16 protein-coding genes are annotated in these 16,640 nt (G+C 65.8%); 12 read left to right on the forward strand and 4 right to left on the reverse strand.

Going from position 1 to position 16,640, the window contains the following annotated elements; genetic code table 11:
* Nucleotides 1-8: 8 nt before the first annotated feature.
* From pgeF to FB459_RS07960, 11 genes are all read left to right on the forward strand, one after another.
* Nucleotides 9-740, forward strand: coding sequence for a peptidoglycan editing factor PgeF (gene pgeF, locus FB459_RS07910; protein ID WP_141928067.1), 732 nt, complete (start codon nt 9-11; stop codon nt 738-740).
* Nucleotides 737-1,438 carry a YggS family pyridoxal phosphate-dependent enzyme gene (locus tag FB459_RS07915; RefSeq protein WP_141928068.1) on the forward strand — a complete coding sequence of 234 codons (702 nt, stop codon included), beginning with the start codon at nt 737-739 and terminating at the stop codon, nt 1,436-1,438. The genes pgeF and FB459_RS07915 overlap by 4 nt, the downstream gene beginning before the upstream one ends.
* A gap of 148 nt (nt 1,439-1,586) precedes the next feature.
* Complete coding sequence (locus FB459_RS07920) at nt 1,587-2,096, forward strand: cell division protein SepF (RefSeq protein ID WP_141928069.1); 510 nt, start codon at nt 1,587-1,589, stop codon at nt 2,094-2,096.
* Nucleotides 2,097-2,151: 55 nt separating this feature from the next.
* A complete protein-coding gene (locus FB459_RS07925) occupies nt 2,152-2,430 on the forward strand; it encodes a YggT family protein (protein ID WP_141928070.1) in 279 nt (92 codons plus the stop codon).
* A gap of 84 nt (nt 2,431-2,514) precedes the next feature.
* A complete protein-coding gene (locus FB459_RS07930; RefSeq protein ID WP_141928071.1) occupies nt 2,515-3,564 on the forward strand; it encodes a DivIVA domain-containing protein in 1,050 nt (349 codons plus the stop codon).
* A gap of 171 nt (nt 3,565-3,735) precedes the next feature.
* Nucleotides 3,736-4,857, forward strand: coding sequence for a TraR/DksA family transcriptional regulator (locus tag FB459_RS07935; RefSeq protein ID WP_246092371.1), 1,122 nt, complete (start codon nt 3,736-3,738; stop codon nt 4,855-4,857).
* 23 nt (nt 4,858-4,880) lie between these two features.
* A complete protein-coding gene (gene lspA, locus FB459_RS07940; RefSeq protein WP_239702028.1) occupies nt 4,881-5,411 on the forward strand; it encodes a signal peptidase II in 531 nt (176 codons plus the stop codon).
* On the forward strand, nt 5,404-6,330 hold the full coding sequence (locus FB459_RS07945) for an RluA family pseudouridine synthase (protein ID WP_211345156.1): 927 nt from the start codon (nt 5,404-5,406) through the stop codon (nt 6,328-6,330). The genes lspA and FB459_RS07945 overlap by 8 nt, the downstream gene beginning before the upstream one ends.
* The gene (locus FB459_RS07950) at nt 6,323-6,586 is read left to right on the forward strand and encodes a hypothetical protein (protein WP_141928074.1); all 264 of its coding nucleotides are present in this window, start codon (nt 6,323-6,325) and stop codon (nt 6,584-6,586) included. Before FB459_RS07945 ends, FB459_RS07950 begins: the two co-directional genes overlap by 8 nt.
* An 84-nt stretch (nt 6,587-6,670) precedes the next feature.
* Nucleotides 6,671-10,243, forward strand: a complete 3,573-nt coding sequence (dnaE, locus tag FB459_RS07955; RefSeq protein WP_141928075.1) for a DNA polymerase III subunit alpha — start codon at nt 6,671-6,673, stop codon at nt 10,241-10,243.
* 79 nt (nt 10,244-10,322) lie between these two features.
* Entirely contained in the window at nt 10,323-12,434 is a 2,112-nt protein-coding gene (locus FB459_RS07960) for a S9 family peptidase (protein ID WP_141928076.1), read from the forward strand.
* A gap of 94 nt (nt 12,435-12,528) precedes the next feature.
* On the opposite strand, the gene FB459_RS07965 is transcribed toward FB459_RS07960, so the two are convergent.
* The 3 genes from FB459_RS07965 to FB459_RS07975 all read right to left on the reverse strand — a co-directional run bounded on the left by FB459_RS07965 (nt 12,529) and on the right by FB459_RS07975 (nt 13,977).
* Entirely contained in the window at nt 12,529-12,987 is a 459-nt protein-coding gene (locus tag FB459_RS07965) for an SRPBCC family protein (RefSeq protein ID WP_141928077.1), read from the reverse strand.
* A gap of 227 nt (nt 12,988-13,214) precedes the next feature.
* Entirely contained in the window at nt 13,215-13,478 is a 264-nt protein-coding gene (locus FB459_RS07970) for a DUF4031 domain-containing protein (protein ID WP_141928078.1), read from the reverse strand.
* Between the two features lie 64 nt (nt 13,479-13,542).
* Entirely contained in the window at nt 13,543-13,977 is a 435-nt protein-coding gene (locus FB459_RS07975) for an HIT family protein (protein WP_129624056.1), read from the reverse strand.
* 52 nt (nt 13,978-14,029) lie between these two features.
* Here FB459_RS07975 and FB459_RS07980 point away from each other — a divergent pair, with 52 nt between their 5' ends.
* Nucleotides 14,030-14,833 (forward strand): DUF1206 domain-containing protein, encoded by an 804-nt coding sequence (locus FB459_RS07980; protein ID WP_141928080.1) that lies wholly within the window; start codon nt 14,030-14,032, stop codon nt 14,831-14,833.
* A 334-nt stretch (nt 14,834-15,167) separates the two neighbouring features.
* On the opposite strand, the gene glnA is transcribed toward FB459_RS07980, so the two are convergent.
* Nucleotides 15,168-16,592: a type I glutamate--ammonia ligase gene (gene glnA / locus FB459_RS07985; RefSeq protein WP_129624054.1), complete on the reverse strand. Its 1,425-nt coding sequence runs from the start codon at nt 16,590-16,592 to the stop codon at nt 15,168-15,170.
* Nucleotides 16,593-16,640 lie beyond the last annotated feature (48 nt).

Here is a 16,640-nt window from a genome sequence, read left to right on the forward strand (position 1 = left end):
CACCGCCATTGTTCTGGTGGCGTGAACGACGCGAGGTCGGCGACTGGTTCGTCGACCTCGCGTTCACTGATGTCGCCGGCGGCGTGAGCACCGGCGGACGGAGTTCGCTGAACCTCGCAGGACACGTCGGTGACGACGCGGACGCCGTGGCGACCAATCGCGCTCGAGTGGCCGACGCCCTCGAGCTACCGGCATCCGCCCTGAACTTCATGGCGCAGGTTCACGGCGCGGATGTTGCGGTGCTGCCGTGCGACCCCGCGCCGAGCGCAGACGCCCAGATCGGCGCCGACTTCGACCAAGCGCTCGTCGTGCTCGTGGCCGACTGCACCCCGGTATTGCTGTACGCCACCGATCGCCCCCTTGTCGCGGCGGTGCACGCCGGGCGTCCAGGCATGGTTGCGGGAGTCGTTCCGAACACCGTGCAAAAGATGCGTTCGCTCGGGGCCGCCGACCTGCGCGCCGTCGTCGGACCGTCGGTGTGCGGGCGTTGCTACGAAGTGCCGGACGAGATGAGAAGCGTTGCAGCGCAGCAATTCCCGGCGAGCCATGCGGTGAGTTGGTCGGGCACCGCCGCGATCGATGTCGCCGGTGGCGTGGTTTCGCAGTTGCACGATCTGGGGGTGCCCCTCGACTGGGTGCCAGGGTGTACCCGTGAGGAGCAGAAACTGTTCTCCCACCGCCGTGACCACGGAGCCGGCCGCTTTGCCGGCGTGGTCGCGCTGCGCAGGAACGCCGCATGAGCCGCTCGGCGGAACTCCGCGACAACCTGACGACGGTGCAGCGGCGCATCGCCGGTGCCGCACGGTCGGTCGGTCGCGACCCGGGCGAGGTGGACCTCGTCGTCATCACCAAGTACTTCCCGGTCGACGACGTCCGACGATTGATCGATCTGGGCGTTCAGCACGTCGGTGAGAACAAGGATCAGGAGGCCTCGCAGAAGCTGGCCGACCTGTCGGCTGCGGAACGTGAAGGCGTGCGCGTCCATTTCGTCGGGCAGTTGCAGTCGAACAAGGCCGGCCACGTGTCGGCGTATGCCGACGTCGTCCAGTCGGTCGACCGCGCGAAGATCGTGAACGCGCTGGCCAAGGGCGCAGCCCGCCACGAACGCGATGTGGACGTCATGTTGCAGGTCGACCTCGATGGCAGCGACCCCGGACGCGGGGGAGTCCTGGTCGACGATCTGCTCGATCTGGCGCAGTCGGTCGCCGATGCCGACCGCCTGACCCTGCGTGGGGTTATGGCCGTCGCGCCCCGCGGCGGCGACGCCGGAGATGCATTTGCCCGGCTCGCTGAACTCGCCGGCACGGTGCAGGCGGTGCACCCGGGGGCAGACTGCATCTCCGCGGGTATGAGCGCTGACCTCGAAGCCGCGATCGAGCACGGCGCGACACACGTCCGGGTCGGCAGCGCGATTCTCGGGCCACGCCCGAGCCTCTGACCTGCCCGGCCGGGGCCTGCGCCGGGCGCATGCGAAGTCGTGTCCGCGTGTCGCAGTAGGTAATCCACGGCATCGGTGCGCCGCGCCGGTAGCGTCAGCCGCGACCACACCGGACGACCCAGCGGCTCACCGCTTCAAGGAGCATCTGATGGCAGGCGCACTGCGCAAGACCATGGCGTACCTCGGACTCGCCGAGGAAGACCGTCGCTACAAGGACGAGTACGACGAGTACGGCCACGAATACCACGACGGCTACGACGACTACTCCGACTCGGGTTTCGACGTCGAGCACGAGCCCGAGGTCGAGACGCAGCCTGCTGCGGTCACTCCTTTGCGTAAGAACATCGCTGCGGTCGCGGCGCACCCCAAGGCAGGCGACATGAGCCGTATCAACGCGATCCACCCGCGCACCTACAACGAGGCGAAGGAGATCGGTGAAAGCTTCCGCAACGGAATCCCGGTCATCATGAACCTCTCCGACATGGACGACACCGACGCCAAGCGCTTGGTCGACTTCGCCGCCGGTCTGGTCTTCGGTCTGCACGGCACCATCGAGCGCGTGACGGCGAAGGTCTTCCTGCTGTCGCCGTCGGGCGTCGAGGTGGCCACCACGGGCAGCGACGCCAAGGCCTCGCGCGGTCTCTTCAACCAGAGCTGAGATGATGATGCGGCGGGCCTTGTCCGGGGCTCGCCGCAATCGTCTGGAGTGGTAAGTGGAACAGCTGAGATCCGTACTCGCGTCGATTCTGTACCTGTACTTCATCGTCCTGCTGGCTCGGCTGGTGTTCGACTGGATCCAGGTCTTCGCCCGTGAGTGGCGTCCCAAGGGTCCGGTGCTGGTGGTCGCCGAGGGCGTCTACACCCTGACCGACCCGCCGCTCAAGGCGTTGCGCAAGGTCATTCCGCCGCTGCGTCTGGGGCAGGTGCGGCTCGACCTCGCATTCCTGGTCCTCATGCTGAGTGTGAGTTTGCTGCTCAGTGTCATAAGCTGACCGGCGACGTAATTTCGATCGTCGGTTCGTCGTGCCGTCCCGCGTGCGCACGTATCGACCTGATGGGCCCCAAGAGGTGACCACATGGCGTTGACGCCTGAGGACGTAGTCAAGAAGGAATTCACCAAGCCGAAGGGCTTCGGTAAGAGCGGCTATGACGAGATTCAGGTGGACGACTTCCTCGACGAGATCGTCGTCGAGTTGCGCCGGCTGAACGCCGAGAACGAAGACCTCGCAGCCCAATTGGCCGACTGCCGTCGTTCCTCCGGTCGCCCGGCGAATCTCGGTAAGAGCGATTCCGCGACGTCGGTTCCGGCCGCGTCCACCGATGCGCCGACGCAGGCGACTCCGGTCGTCACCCCGGCCTCATCCGCTCCTTCGCAGGACTCGCAGGCAGCGACGGCGAAGGTCACCGACGCCGAGCGTGAGTTCAAGGATGTCGAGGGCCGTCTGAAGACCGCCCGGGAACAGCTCGCCCAGGCGCAGCGCGACACCCAGGCCGAGCAGAAGAAGCTGCAGGAGTTGCGGGCACAGGTCACGCAGGCCGAGCAGGAGCTGAAGGACGCCAAGGACCGCGCCGCTCAGGCGCCTGCCGCCGCTGCCGCACCGCAGCAGCCCGACGGTGGCGCTCACGGTTTCGCCGGTGGCGCGGCGGGTGGAGCCGCCGGTGTCATCGCGCTGGCCCAGAAGCTGCACGACGAGCACGTGCGCGAGGGCGAGACCACGCGCGACAAGCTCATCAGCGACGCCAAGAACCACCACGACAAGGTGGTCGGCGAGGCCAACGCCAAGCGCGATGACCTGATCAAGACCGGTCAGCGCAAGTACGACGAGTTCATCTCCGCGGGTCAGGCCAAGCACGACGACCTGATCAAGACCGGCCAGGCACGCCATGACGAACTGATCAACACCGGTCAGACCCGTCACGACGACCTGATCAAGACCGCGACCGACGAGCGCACTTCAGTGCTGACCGATCTCGGTTCACAGCGCGACGGTCTGAACGCGAAGATTGAATCGCTGCGCGGGTTCGAGAGCGACTACCGCAGCAAGCTGCGCGGCTACATCGAGGGTCAGCTCGACCAGCTCAAGACCGTCGGCCTCGACGACGTCAAGGGCGACAAACAGGGCTGATTGGTCCTCCGTCCGTCGACGGGCAGCCACTCCACGTCGGAGTGGCTGCCTGTTTGCGTTCAGTACCAGCCGGATTCGCGCAATGTTCTGGCGTTTCGGCCCCAAACCTGCGAGTGATTCGCATATTCTCGGGCAATCCGTCGGTGTGGCGGATGTCTCGGTCGCCGGTGGGTGACCCACTCACGAAAGGCCGGCATGGCGGCGTCAGACAAGCAGCAGGGTTCCCGCGTCGGGTCGCTCCTTCGCAGTGCGGGCGGAGTCGTCGGGCGCGCGGCCGGGGTCGGTCGCGGTCGTGCGGCCTCGAACGGCACCGAGGAAGCACCGACCAAGAAGGCTGTCCCCGCGGCGAAGAAGACCACTGCCAAGAAGTCGGCCGCGAAGACGGCTCCGGCAAAGAGTGCTGCCAAGAATTCGGCTCCTGCCAAGAAGGCGACCACGGCACAGACCACCGCGAAGAAGACGACGGCGGCCGGGTCCGCCGCGTCGGCTGCGAAGAGCACGACCAAGGCTGCACCGGCGAAAGCAGCTGCGAAGAGCACCGCCAAGAAGACCGCTGCGAAGACGACCACCGCCAAGAAGACCGCTGCGAAGAAGGCACCCGCGAAGACCTCGGCGAGCACGGCCAAGAAGGCGACGAAGAGCGCCCCGGCGAAGGCGGCAGCACAGAAGGCGTCGTCCACGACGGCCGCAACTACCGAGACAGCTGCCAAGACGACGCCCGCCAAGAAGGCGACGGCGAAGGCCGCGACCACCGAGAAGGCTGCGCCGACGAAGGCCACCGCGGCCACGAGCGCGCCGACGAAGAAGGCCGCGTCCAAGGCTCCGGTCAAGACCGCCATCGAGGCACAGGCCGCGCCGGTGCCGGTGCCCACGGCGAAGAAGAGCTCCGCGAAGGCGGCTGCCGATCTCGTCGTCCGCGAGGACGAATCGCCGTGGACCGCAGAAGAGATCGCCGACGTGCGTAAGGAACTCACCGACGAGATCAACCACTTCGAGCACGAGCTGAAGTCGATCGAAGCCGACATCGCCGGTCTCCTCGACGACGGCAATGTCGGGGCGGGTGACGACCAGGCCGACGTCGGCAGCAAAGCCCTCGAGCGGGAGTACGAGTACTCGCTCGCCCAGACCAACCGTGCGTCGATGGAGCAGGCGGCGCGTGCGCTGGCCCGCACCGATGACGGCACCTACGGTCAGTGCGAAAGCTGCGGCAAGCCGATCGGCAAGCTTCGGCTGCAGGCCTTCCCGCGTGCGACACTGTGCCTGCAATGCAAACAGAAGCAGGAACGCCGCTGAGTCCATCCGTCCGTAGATCCCGCGTGACCCGTCGAGGGTCCGTCGGCCTGCTCGCAGTGGTCGCTGCGACCGGGTTCGCCCTCGACCAGGGCACCAAGGAGTGGGCCCTGGCGGCCCTCGAACCCGGGCAGCCACGAGAGTTGATCGGGACGCTGCTGCAGCTGCGGCTGACGTTCAACCCGGGCGCGGCGTTCTCCATCGGCACGAACGCGACCTGGGTGTTGACGATCATCGCGTGCGTCGTCATCGCGTTCACCATCTACTCGGCACGCAAGCTGCGCAGTCGGGTCTGGGCGCTCGGTCTGGGTCTGCTGATCGGCGGGGCGCTGGGCAACCTGACCGACCGTTTCTTCCGTGAGCCCGGCTTCGGCAAAGGGCATGTCGTCGACTTCCTCGAACTGCCGAACTGGCCGATCTTCAATGTCGCCGACATCTGCGTCGTCACCGCCGCCTGTCTGATCGCGTTGCTGTCGATCCGCGGCATCGGTCTCGACGGCACCAAAGTGACAGAGGATGCGCCGGCCCACAGCAGGCAGGTGTCCGACGATGAGTGAACTCAAAGCGCTGTCGATTCCCGAAGGTCTCGAAGGCGAACGCGTCGACGCCGCAATGGCTCGGATGCTCGGTCTTTCCCGGACCCGTGCGGTCGAACTGGTCACCTCAGGTGCGGTGACCCTCGACCATCGTCCGGTCACCAAGTCCGACCGTGTGAGTGCCGGTCAGTGGCTCGAAGTCGACATCCCCGCGCAGGTCGACCGCACCCCGCAGGTCAAGCCCCAGAGGATCGACAACCTGCGCATCATCCACGACGACAGCGAGATCGTCGTCGTCGACAAGCCGGCGGGTGTCGCCGCACACCCGAGTGTCGGTTGGGACGGTCCGGACGTCGTGAGCGGACTGGCCGGGGCCGGTTACCGCATCTCCACCTCGGGTGCTCCGGAGCGGCAGGGCATCGTCCAGCGCCTCGACGTCGGCACGTCCGGTCTGATGGTCGTCGCCAAGTCGGAGCGGGCCTACACGGTGCTCAAGCAGGCGTTCCGTGACCGGACCGTCGACAAGACGTATCACGCTCTCGTGCAAGGACTTCCGGACCCTGTCGTCGGCACGATCGAGGCTCCGATCGGTCGCCACCCCAATCACGACTACAAGTTCGCGGTGATGCAGTCGGGTCGCGAGAGCGTGACCCACTATGAACTGCTCGAGGCCTTCCGATCGATGTCGCTGCTCGAGATCCACTTGGAGACCGGCCGCACCCATCAGATCCGGGTGCACTTCTCCGCGCTGCACCACCCCTGCGTCGGCGATCCGCTCTACGGGTCCGACCCCACCGTGGCCAAGAAGCTCGGCCTCGACCGCCAGTGGTTGCACGCGGTGAAGCTCGGCTTCGAGCACCCCGGTTCAGGGGAGTGGGTGACTTTCGAGAGTCCGTACCCTGCGGACCTGCAGCACGCGCTCGAGGTTGCTCGTGGCTGACCTCGGACACCGAGCGTCACGTGCGACCGCATCCAACGAACGCCTGTCGTACAAGATTTCACGACTGCTCTGCGTCGTGGCATTCATCTCTGCCGTCCTCGTCGGTGGCTTCGGGGTCATGCAGTTCGCCCTCGGACAACCGGTTTCGGACCTGCTGACCCTCGCCGGCTCGCTACTGGTCGGGTGCTTGTTCCTGTCATTCGTCGCCGTCGTTCACCGCGCCATTGCTGAGCACATCGAAGAAGACCGCTCCTGACCGGGGGACATAACACAGGCCTCATTCGTCCCACCGTGCGCGCTGAGGAGGCGGCTGTCGCAGGTCGGACTTAGACTCGTCGCGATGTCCAGCCAGAGCCACACCCGCAGCGATTTCGTCCACCTCCACGTGCACACCGAGTACTCGATGCTCGACGGTGCTGCGCAGGTGAAACCGCTGCTGGCGGAGGTCGATCGCCTCGGCATGCCGGCCGTCGCCATGAGCGATCACGGCAACATGTTCGGCGCCTACGACTTCCAGGGCGCGGCCAAGGATTTCCCCGACGTGAAGCCGATCATCGGCATCGAGGCGTATGTCGCGCCGTCCGACCGGCGCAACCGCAAGCAGGAGTTCTGGGCCACCAGCGGTCAGCGCGACAACAACGTCGACGGCGAGGGTGGCAAGGACATCTCCGGTGGCGGTCGTTACCTGCACATGACGATGTGGGCCAAGAACGCGACGGGTCTGCGCAACCTGTTCGCGCTGAGCTCGCTGGCCAGCTTCGAGGGTTTCTACGGCAAGCCGCGCATGGACAACGAGATCATGGCGGCGCGCTCCGAGGGCATCATCGCCACCACCGGCTGCCCCTCCGGCGCGGTTCAGACCCGGCTTCGCTTGGGGCAGTTCGAGGAGGCCTGTGCGGCGGCGGCCGAACTGCAGGACATCTTCGGCAAGGAGAACTTCTACCTCGAGCTGATGGACCACGGCGTCGACATCGAGCGCCAGGTCCGCGAGAACCTGTTGCGGGTCGCCAAGCGTCTCGACCTGCCGCTGCTGGCCACCAACGACTCCCACTACGTCACCGAAGACCAGGCCGACAGCCACGACGACCTGCTGTGTGTCGGCGTCGGCCGCAACAAGGATGACCCCAGCCGGTTCAAGTTCAACGGGTCGGGTTACTACATCAAGTCGGCCGACGAAATGCGTGAACTGTTCCGGGAGCTGCCGCAGGCGTGCGACAACACGTTGCGCATCGCCGAACAGATCGAGAGCTACGAAGACGTCTTCAAGCACATCGACCGGATGCCGCAGTTCCCCGACGTCCCCGCCGAGCAGACCCAGTCGCAGTACCTGCGCGAACAGATCAAGATCGGCGTCACCGAGCGGTACGGCGACCAGGTGCCCGACGGCGTCTGGGAGCGCATCGAGACCGAGATGTCGGTCATCGAGCCGATGGGCTTCAGCTCCTACTTCCTCGTGGTCGCCGACATCTGCAAGTACGCACGGGACAACGGCATCCCGCTCGGCCCGGGTCGTGGTTCTGCCGCCGGTTCGCTGGTCGCCTACCTGACCCGCATCATCGAGCTCGACCCGCTCGAACACGGCCTGCTGTTCGAGCGATTCCTCAACCCCGAGCGCATCAGCCCACCCGACGTCGACCTCGACTTCGACGACCGCCAGCGCGACAAGATGGTTCGCTACGTCACCGAGAAGTACGGCGCCGCCTACACAGCGCAGGTCAACACCTTCTCCACCATCAAGGCCAAGGCCGCCATCAAGGACGCGAACCGAATCCTCGGTTTCCCGTTCAGCCTCGGCGACCAGATCTCCAAGGCGATGCCGCCCGACGTCCAGGGCAAGGGCGTTCCGCTGGCCTCGACCTACGACAAGGACCACCCGCGCTACAACGAGGGCGTCGACTTCCGATCGATGATCGAGGCCCAGCCGGAGGTGAAGAAGATCTTCGAGACCGCGCGCGGCCTCGAGGGCAAGATCCGTGGCACCGGTGTGCACGCGGCCGCCGTCATCCTGTCGTCCGAGCCGTTGCTCGACCTGATCCCGATGCATCGCCGCGACAAGGACGGCACGATCATCACCGGGTTCTCCTACCCTCAGTGCGAGGACATGGGCCTGGTCAAGATGGACTTCCTGGGGCTGCGCAACCTCGGCATCATCGACCAGGCGCTGAAGAACATCGAGGCCAACCGTGGCGAGCAGATCACCACCGAGACGATCCCGCTGGACGACCCGAAGACCTACGAGCTGCTCGGTCGTGGTGACACGCTCGGTGTGTTCCAGCTCGACGGCGGCGGGATGCGGACGCTGCTGCGTCAGATGGCGCCGACCGGGTTCGAGGACATCACCGCTGTGCTCGCGCTGTACCGGCCGGGACCGATGGCAGCGAACGCGCACACCGATTACGCCGACCGCAAGAACGGTCGCAAGCCGATCGCCGCGATCCACCCCGAGCTGAAGGACGCGCTCGACCCGATCCTGGGTGAGACCTACCACCTGCTCATCTACCAGGAGCAGATCATGGCGATCGCCCGGGAGCTGGCCGGGTACACCCTCGGTGGTGCAGACCTGTTGCGTCGTGCCATGGGTAAGAAGAAGCCCGAGGTGCTGGCGAAGGAGTGGGACAACTTCTCCGCCGGAATGACCGCCAACGGCTACTCCAAGGAAGCCACCCAGGCGTTGTGGGACGTCATGCTCCCGTTCGCGGGCTACGCCTTCAACAAGTCGCACGCCGCCGGGTACGCACTCGTGTCCTGCTGGACCGCCTACCTGAAGGCGAACTACCCGGCCGAGTACGCCGCGGCGCTGCTGACGTCCGTGGAGGACTCCAAGGACAAGATGGCGATCTACCTCGCCGACACGCGCAAGCTCGGCATCAAGGTGTTGCCGCCCGATGTCAACGAGTCGGTCGACGACTTCACCGCTGTCGGCGAGGACATCCGTTTCGGTCTGGCCGCTGTACGCAATGTCGGCGGCAACGTCGTCGACGGCATCGTGCAGGCGCGGCAGGAGAAGGGACGCTTCACCTCCTTCGAGGACTTCCTGCGCAAGGTGCCGGCGGTGGTGTGCAACAAACGCACGATCGAATCCCTCATCAAGGCAGGGGCTTTCGACGACCTGCAGCACAAGCGCCAAGGTCTGGTGCACGTGCACGAGACGTATGTCGACTCGCTGGTGGAGGAGAAGCGCAACGAGGCCCACGGCCAGGACAGCCTGTTCGGCGGCTTCGGGGACGACGACGCGGTCACCTTCGCGGCGCTGCCGCCGATCCCCGACATCGAGTGGGACAAGCAGACACTGCTGGCGTTCGAGCGCGACATGCTCGGCCTCTACGTGTCCGACCACCCGCTCTTCGGAATCGAACACGTGCTCGCCCAGCACGCCGACACCCCGATCTCGCGGCTGCTCGGCGAAGACCCGCCCAAGGATCGTTCCCAGGTGACGATCGCCGGACTCGTCACCAGCCTCACCCTGAAGCGCAACAAGAAGGGTGAGTTGTGGGCCATCGCCGAGGTCGAGGACCTCGAGGGTTCGGTCGAGGTGTTGTTCTTCGCCAAGACGTACATGACGGTCTCGACCATGCTCAACACCGACACCGTGTGTGTGATCCGGGCGCAGGTGATGTCGCGCGACGACTCGATCAGTCTCAACGCCCAGGAGATGACCATCCCCGAACTCAAGGGCGACCTGCGCGGGCCCATCGTGCTGACCATGCCGCTCGCCCGGGCCAACAACGGTCTGGCGCTGAAGCTCAAGGGCGTGCTGGCCGAACACCCGGGCGGCACCGAGGTGCACATCCGCCTCGTCCAGCCCGGACGTCAGGTCACGGTGAAACTCGATGAGAAGCTGAAGGTCGCGGCGTCGCCCGCACTCTTCGGCGATCTGAAGGCGCTGCTCGGCCCGACCTGCCTGACAGCCTGAGACAGCAACCGAAAGTCCGCAGAACCCGCGAGGTGACCCGCGAGTTCTGCGGACTTTCGCTGCGGGTTAGCGTGTCCCGGTGACCGATTCTGAGACCCCTCTGCAACCGCCACTGGCCGAACGCATCCCGAGTGAGCGCGTCTTCCACGGCGACGTGTTCGTCGACGACTTCGCCTGGATGCGTGACCACGACGACCCGCGCCTGCTCCCGCACGTCAAGGCGGAGAACGCGTACACCGAGGCGGTCACCGGTCACCTCGCTGCGGGCACGGAGGCCATCTTCGCCGAGATGAAGTCCAGGATCGTCCAGGACGACGTCTCGGTGCCGGTTCTGCTCGGTGACTGGTGGTATTACGCGCGCACGGTCGAGGGGCAGCAGTACGAGATTCATTGCCGCACATCACGATCCGCACACGCCGATCGACCCACACCCGTCCCCGGCACGCCGCTGGCGGGGGAGCAGGTGCTGGTCGACGGCAACGCCGAAGCCGCGGGCGAGGAGTTCTTCGAACTGGCCGCACTGGAGATCGACCGCACCGGGGAAAGGATGGCGATCCTGGTCGACCGCACCGGCGGCGAGCTCTATGACCTCGACGTTCGCGAGATCGCGTCCGGACAGGTGCTCGACCACACGGTGAAGCAGGCGAGTCACGATCTGGCGTGGTCCTACGACGGCACGCACCTGTTCTACGTCCGCCGCGACGACGCGTGGCGTGCTCACCAGGTTTGGCGCCACGAACTCGGCTCGAACACCGAGTCCGACGTGCTGGTGCTGGAGGAGGCGGACGAGATGTTCGCTCTCGGCATCGAATCCTCACGCGACGACAAGTGGCTGGTCATCCAGTCCGGGTCGCAGCTGACCAGCGAGGTCCGACTGCTCGACCTGCGTGACCCGCTTTCCGAACCGCTGCTCGTCGAACCCCGCAAACACGGACTCGACTACTCGGTCGAGGTCGACGGCGACCGAATCATCGTGACGCACAACGGAACTCATGCCGACTTCGCGCTCGCCTGGGCACCGCTGGACGCTCCGGGCCGAGCGAACTGGAAGCCGGTGTACGAGCCGGCTGCGGGGGAGCGGGTGCTCGGGGCGCTGGCATTCGAGGGCTTCGTGACGATGTTCCTGCGCCGCGGCGGTCTGCCGACCGCCGACCTGCTGTCGAAGGCGATCGCGGGTGAGGAGCCGTACGGCGACCCGCGTCCGATCGACGTGAACGGCATTCCCCGCATCGGCCCCGGTTCGAATCCGAGCTATGACCAGACGACGGTGCAACTCGTCGCCACGTCGCTTCTCACGCCACGCACGGTCGTGGACGTCGATTCCGACGGAGCGAGCTCCGTGCTGAAGGTGCAGGACGTGCGCGGGTTCGACCCGGAGAAGTACGTGGAGGAGCGGGTCTGGGTCACCGCGCGGGACGGCGTCCAGGTGCCGGTCGACATCGCCCGCCGGGCCGACGTCCGCGCCGACGGCACTAACCCCGGATTCATCTACGGCTATGGGTCCTACGAGGTGAGCATCGATCCGGCGTTCTCCGCGCTGCGACTGTCGATGCTCGACCGGGGGGTCGTGTACGCCTTGGCGCACCCGCGTGGCGGCGGTGAGATGGGCCGAGCCTGGTACGACGACGGCAAGATGCTCGCCAAGAACAACACCTTCGACGACTTCGTCGACTGCTCGCGCTGGTTGATCGATCAGCAGTGGGTTGCACCGGATCGGCTTGCGGCAGAAGGAGGTTCGGCCGGAGGACTGCTCATCGGTGCTGTCGTCAACCGGGCGCCGGAGGTCTTCCGTGTGGTGCACGCCGCGGTGCCGTTCGTCGACGCCCTCACCACGATCCTCGACCCGACCCTGCCGCTCACGGTCGGGGAGTGGGAGGAATGGGGCAACCCGATCGAGGATCCCCGCGTGTACGCGTACATGAAGGGTTACAGCCCGTACGAGAACATCCGTCCCGTGCAGTACCCGGCGATCCTCGCGACCACGAGCATCAACGACACCCGCGTCTCGTTCGTGGAACCGGTCAAGTGGGTGCAGCAGCTGCGCGAGATCACGAGCAACGGGGCCGACCGCCCGATCGTGCTGAAGACCGAGATCGTCGCCGGGCACGCCGGCAGCAGCGGACGCTACGACGCCTGGAAGCAGGACGCGTTCGAGATCGCGTTCATGCTCGACCAGATCAAGGCCCTCTGACACTTTCCTGACGCCGAGTGGCCGGGGCTATGAACCAGCGTCCGGGTTATATCCCGGCCACCGGTTCACAGCCCGGCCACTCGGTGCGTTCGGATCAGGCCGTCTCCGCCTCGGACTTGATCTTCGCCAGGGTCTGCTTCATGCCGGTCATCAGGTGGGCCTCGAAGGTCGGCTCGCCGCCGAGCACCTTGTCGATCAGCACCTTAGACAGTTTCGTGGTGTCGTTCGAGACGTCGCGGGTCTCGGTCAGGCGGGTGCCGCCGTCCGCGGTGGGTTCGAGTTCGTAGATCCAGGTGCTGTGGTTCTCACGGATCTTGAACGCGATCCTGCGCTCGGGCTCGTAAGCGGTGACCTTGCTCTGGGTGGGCCAGACCTTCAGACCCATCCGGTTGATGTTCATCATCGTGGCGCCGTGCTTGATCTCGCCACCGCGCACGATGACCTTCGCCGTGCTCGGGCTCCATTCGGCCATGCGCTTGAGGTCGGACACGATCGCCCAGACCCTCGCCGGCGGTGCGTCGATGTCGATCGAGGTGGACAGGTTCGCGGGCATGAACAACTCCTGGACGTCTTCGGGTGATCTGCTCGCGATGTTATGCGGACCGACCCGCTCGCAGGGTCGAACGCCGCCGTCCCGGACGAGTGGCGTCGCTTGAAGTAGGTCGATCGGACGCGTTGCCGGGCACCTCGCCGACGGACGACAGATCTTCTGGTACGACCCCGACGGCGTTCGTTGCGAGCGCCGGCGACGGTGCCCGCCGCCTGGACTGACGCTCGCCGTCAGCGCTTCTTGGCCGGGATTCGAAGTCCGCCGGCGATCAGCCGGCGGATCAGCTGACCGCCGCTCACCTCGACCGCGCCGGCGGCGACGACCTGCGCGTAACGGTCCTGCGGAATGTCATAGTGGTCACCGTCGAACAGGTGATCCGGAAGACCGACGGACCGCGCGAAGCTGTGCAACTCCGCGTACGACTCGTCACTGACCAGATGCGACCACAGGCGGTCGTATGCAGGCCAGAACGGCGGGTCGATCAGGACGGTCATGGGCAGTGACTTCACCACGTCGGACGCCGCGGCGCAACTACCGGGCCATATGCGGCGCCCTGACTCATCGCTCCTGGAGTGCGGCGCCCAGCTGCTGCGCGTATTCGGCGGCCTCCCCGTCGGTGTACTTCGTTCGTGGCCAGAAGAATCCGCGTAACCCGTCGCCCTTGGTCCTCGGGACGACGTGGCAGTGCAGGTGTGGAACTGATTGCGACACAGCATTGTTCATCGCGACGAACGTGCCCTGTGAGTCCAGGGCCTGCGGCATCCGTGCGGCGATGTGCTGCACGACGTCGAAGAACGGCGGCACCTGGCCGGACGGCAGGTCGGCGAGTGTCTCGTGGTGCTCGTGAGGCACGACGAGCACATGTCCCTTGAAGACCGGGCGGGTGTCGAGGAAGGCGATGGTGCCGGGGGACTCGTGCACGACGAAGGCCGCAGTCTCGCCCGAGATGATCTGGCAGAACACGCAGTCGCTCATCGGGCGAGTATCCCGCATCGGATGGGCAGGTCCACCCGTTCCGCAACTGCGACAGGGCAGTATCTGTGGAATGAACCAACGCGATGTCGAAGGTGCCGCACGTCAGGTCGGTGACTCCAAAGTCGTCGAGTGCGGCGCACGGGTCGGGTTCGCCGCGAGCGGTCTGTTGCATCTGCTGATGGCGTGGATCGCGGTCCGTATCGCGTGGTCGAAGGGCGGCGGCAGTGCCGACCAGACCGGCGCCCTCGGCAACCTGTCCGGTCAGCCCGGCGGGAAAGTGATCCTGTGGGTCCTGGTGGTCGGATTCGTCTTGCTCGCGCTGTGGCATCTGACCGAGGCGGCCACCGGCTCGCCCGGGACGGAGGCCAAGGACCGGGCGAAGGACGCCGTCCAGGACGTCGCGAAAACGGTGTTGTTCATGGGTCTTGCCTGGACCACCTACAAGTTCGCCTCGGGCGGTTCGTCCTCCAGCAGTGGCAACACCCGTGACTTCACCGCGAAGCTGATGCATCAGCCCTTCGGACGCGTCCTCGTGGCCATCATCGGTTTGGTGATCCTGGGTGTCGGCGCGTACCACTTGTACAAGGGCTGGACCGAGAAGTTCCGGGAGGACCTGCAGGGCAACCCCGGTGATGCGGTGATCCATGCCGGTCGAATCGGCTACGTCGCCAAGGGAATTGCACTGACTATCGTCGGAGGGTTGTTCGTCGTCGGGGGAGCGAAGGGCTCCACGAAGGAGACGACGGGCCTCGACGGTGCGCTGCGCACCTTGCTCGAGCAGCCGTTCGGCAAGATCCTGCTCACCGTCGTCGCTCTCGGCATCGCCTGTTACGGCATCTACTCCTTCGCGTGCGCGAAATTCGCGAAGGTCTGACGAGGTCCGAGCAATCCGGGCAGTCATCGGCACAGGCGGCTATGTATCGCCCTGCGGCGGTTGACTCTCGTTGGGCGTGGTTTCCGGCAAGGCATGGGAGGACGTGCTGCGCCCTGGGGATTGCAACCTCACCGACCTGACTGGGGGCGACCCGAGAGTTTGCGCAGTGAACGTACCCACGCCCACGCTGCGTCCGGACGCGCAGGTCATGGCGTGCGCACCCGGATGTGACGCGGGCATCTGTACGCAAGGTCCGCGTCACTGAGAGCTCAAAGCGAGCGCCGCCCCCGATGACGGGGACGGCGCTCGCTCGATGTGCAGGTGACCTGACGGATCACAGGTCGTAGTACATCTCGAATTCGTGCGGGTGCGGACGGAAGCGGATCGGGTCGACCTCGTTGAGGCGCTTGTAGTCGATCCAGGTCTCGATGAGGTCCTCGGTGAACACGTCGCCCTCGGTGAGGTAGTCGTGGTCGGCCGCGAGCGCGTCCAGCACCTCGGGCAGCGAACCGGGCACCTGCTCGATGTTCGCGTGCTCCTCCGGCGGCAGCTCGTAGAGGTCCTTGTCGACCGGCTCCGGCGGCTCGATGCGGTTCTTGATTCCGTCCAGACCGGCCATCAGCTGAGCCGCGAACGACAGGTAAGGGTTCGCCGACGGGTCGGGGATTCGGAACTCGATGCGCTTGGCCTTCGGCGAGGTGCCGGCGATCGGGATGCGGACGCAGGCCGAACGGTTGCGCGCCGAGTACACCAGGTTGACCGGAGCCTCGTAACCCGGCACCAGACGGTGGTAGGAGTTCACCGTCGGGTTGGTGAAGGCCAGCAGCGACGGAGCGTGCTTGAGCAGGCCACCGACGTACCAGCGGGCGATGTCGGACAGGCCGCCGTACCCCTTCTCGTCGTAGAAGAGGGGCTCGCCGTCCTTCCAGAGTGACTGGTGGGTGTGCATACCCGAACCGTTGTCGCCGAACAGCGGCTTCGGCATGAAGGTGGCGGTCTTGCCGGCCTGGAAGGCGGTGTTCTTGATGATGTACTTGAACTTCATGACGTCGTCGCCGGAGCCGAGCAGCGTCGAGAAGGTGTAGTTGATCTCCTGCTGACCGGCGGTGCCCACCTCGTGGTGCGCGCGCTCGACGTTCAGGCCGACCTTGTCCATGTTGACGCACATCTGGTCGCGCAGGTCGGCCATGTGGTCGACCGGCGGGACGGGGAAGTAGCCACCCTTGACGCGCGGCTTGTAGCCCAGGTTGCCGCCCTCTTCGACGCGGCCGGTGTTCCAGGCACCCTCGACGGAGTCGACGTAGTAGTAACCCGAGTGCGAGTTCGTCTCGAAGCGCACGTCGTCGAAGATGTAGAACTCGGCCTCGGCACCGAAGAACGCGGTGTCGGCAATGCCGGTCGACTTCAGGTAGGCCTCCGCCTTCGCGGCGATGTTGCGCGGGTCGCGGCTGTAGGCCTCACCGGTGAACGGGTCGACGATGGAGAAGTTCATGATGAGCGTCTTGCGCTCACGGAACGGGTCGAGGTAGGCCGACTTCGGGTCCGGGATCAGCTTCATGTCGGACTCGTGGATGGCCTGGAAACCTCGGATCGACGAGCCGTCGAACATCTGGCCGGTCTCGAACGCGTCGTGGTCGAACGTCTTGGCAGGCACGTTGAAGTGCTGCATCACGCCCGGCAGGTCACAGAAACGAACATCGACGAACTCGACGCCTTCGTCCTTGATGTACTTCAGGACCTCGTCGGCGTTGTTGAACATGGAACCTCCATCTGGAATGTCACAGCCGGGGTATTCCTCGGCCGTTCG

Origin of the sequence: Yimella lutea, from assembly GCF_006715095.1 — a bacterium.
Taxonomy (GTDB): Bacteria; Actinomycetota; Actinomycetes; order Actinomycetales; family Dermatophilaceae; genus Yimella; species Yimella lutea.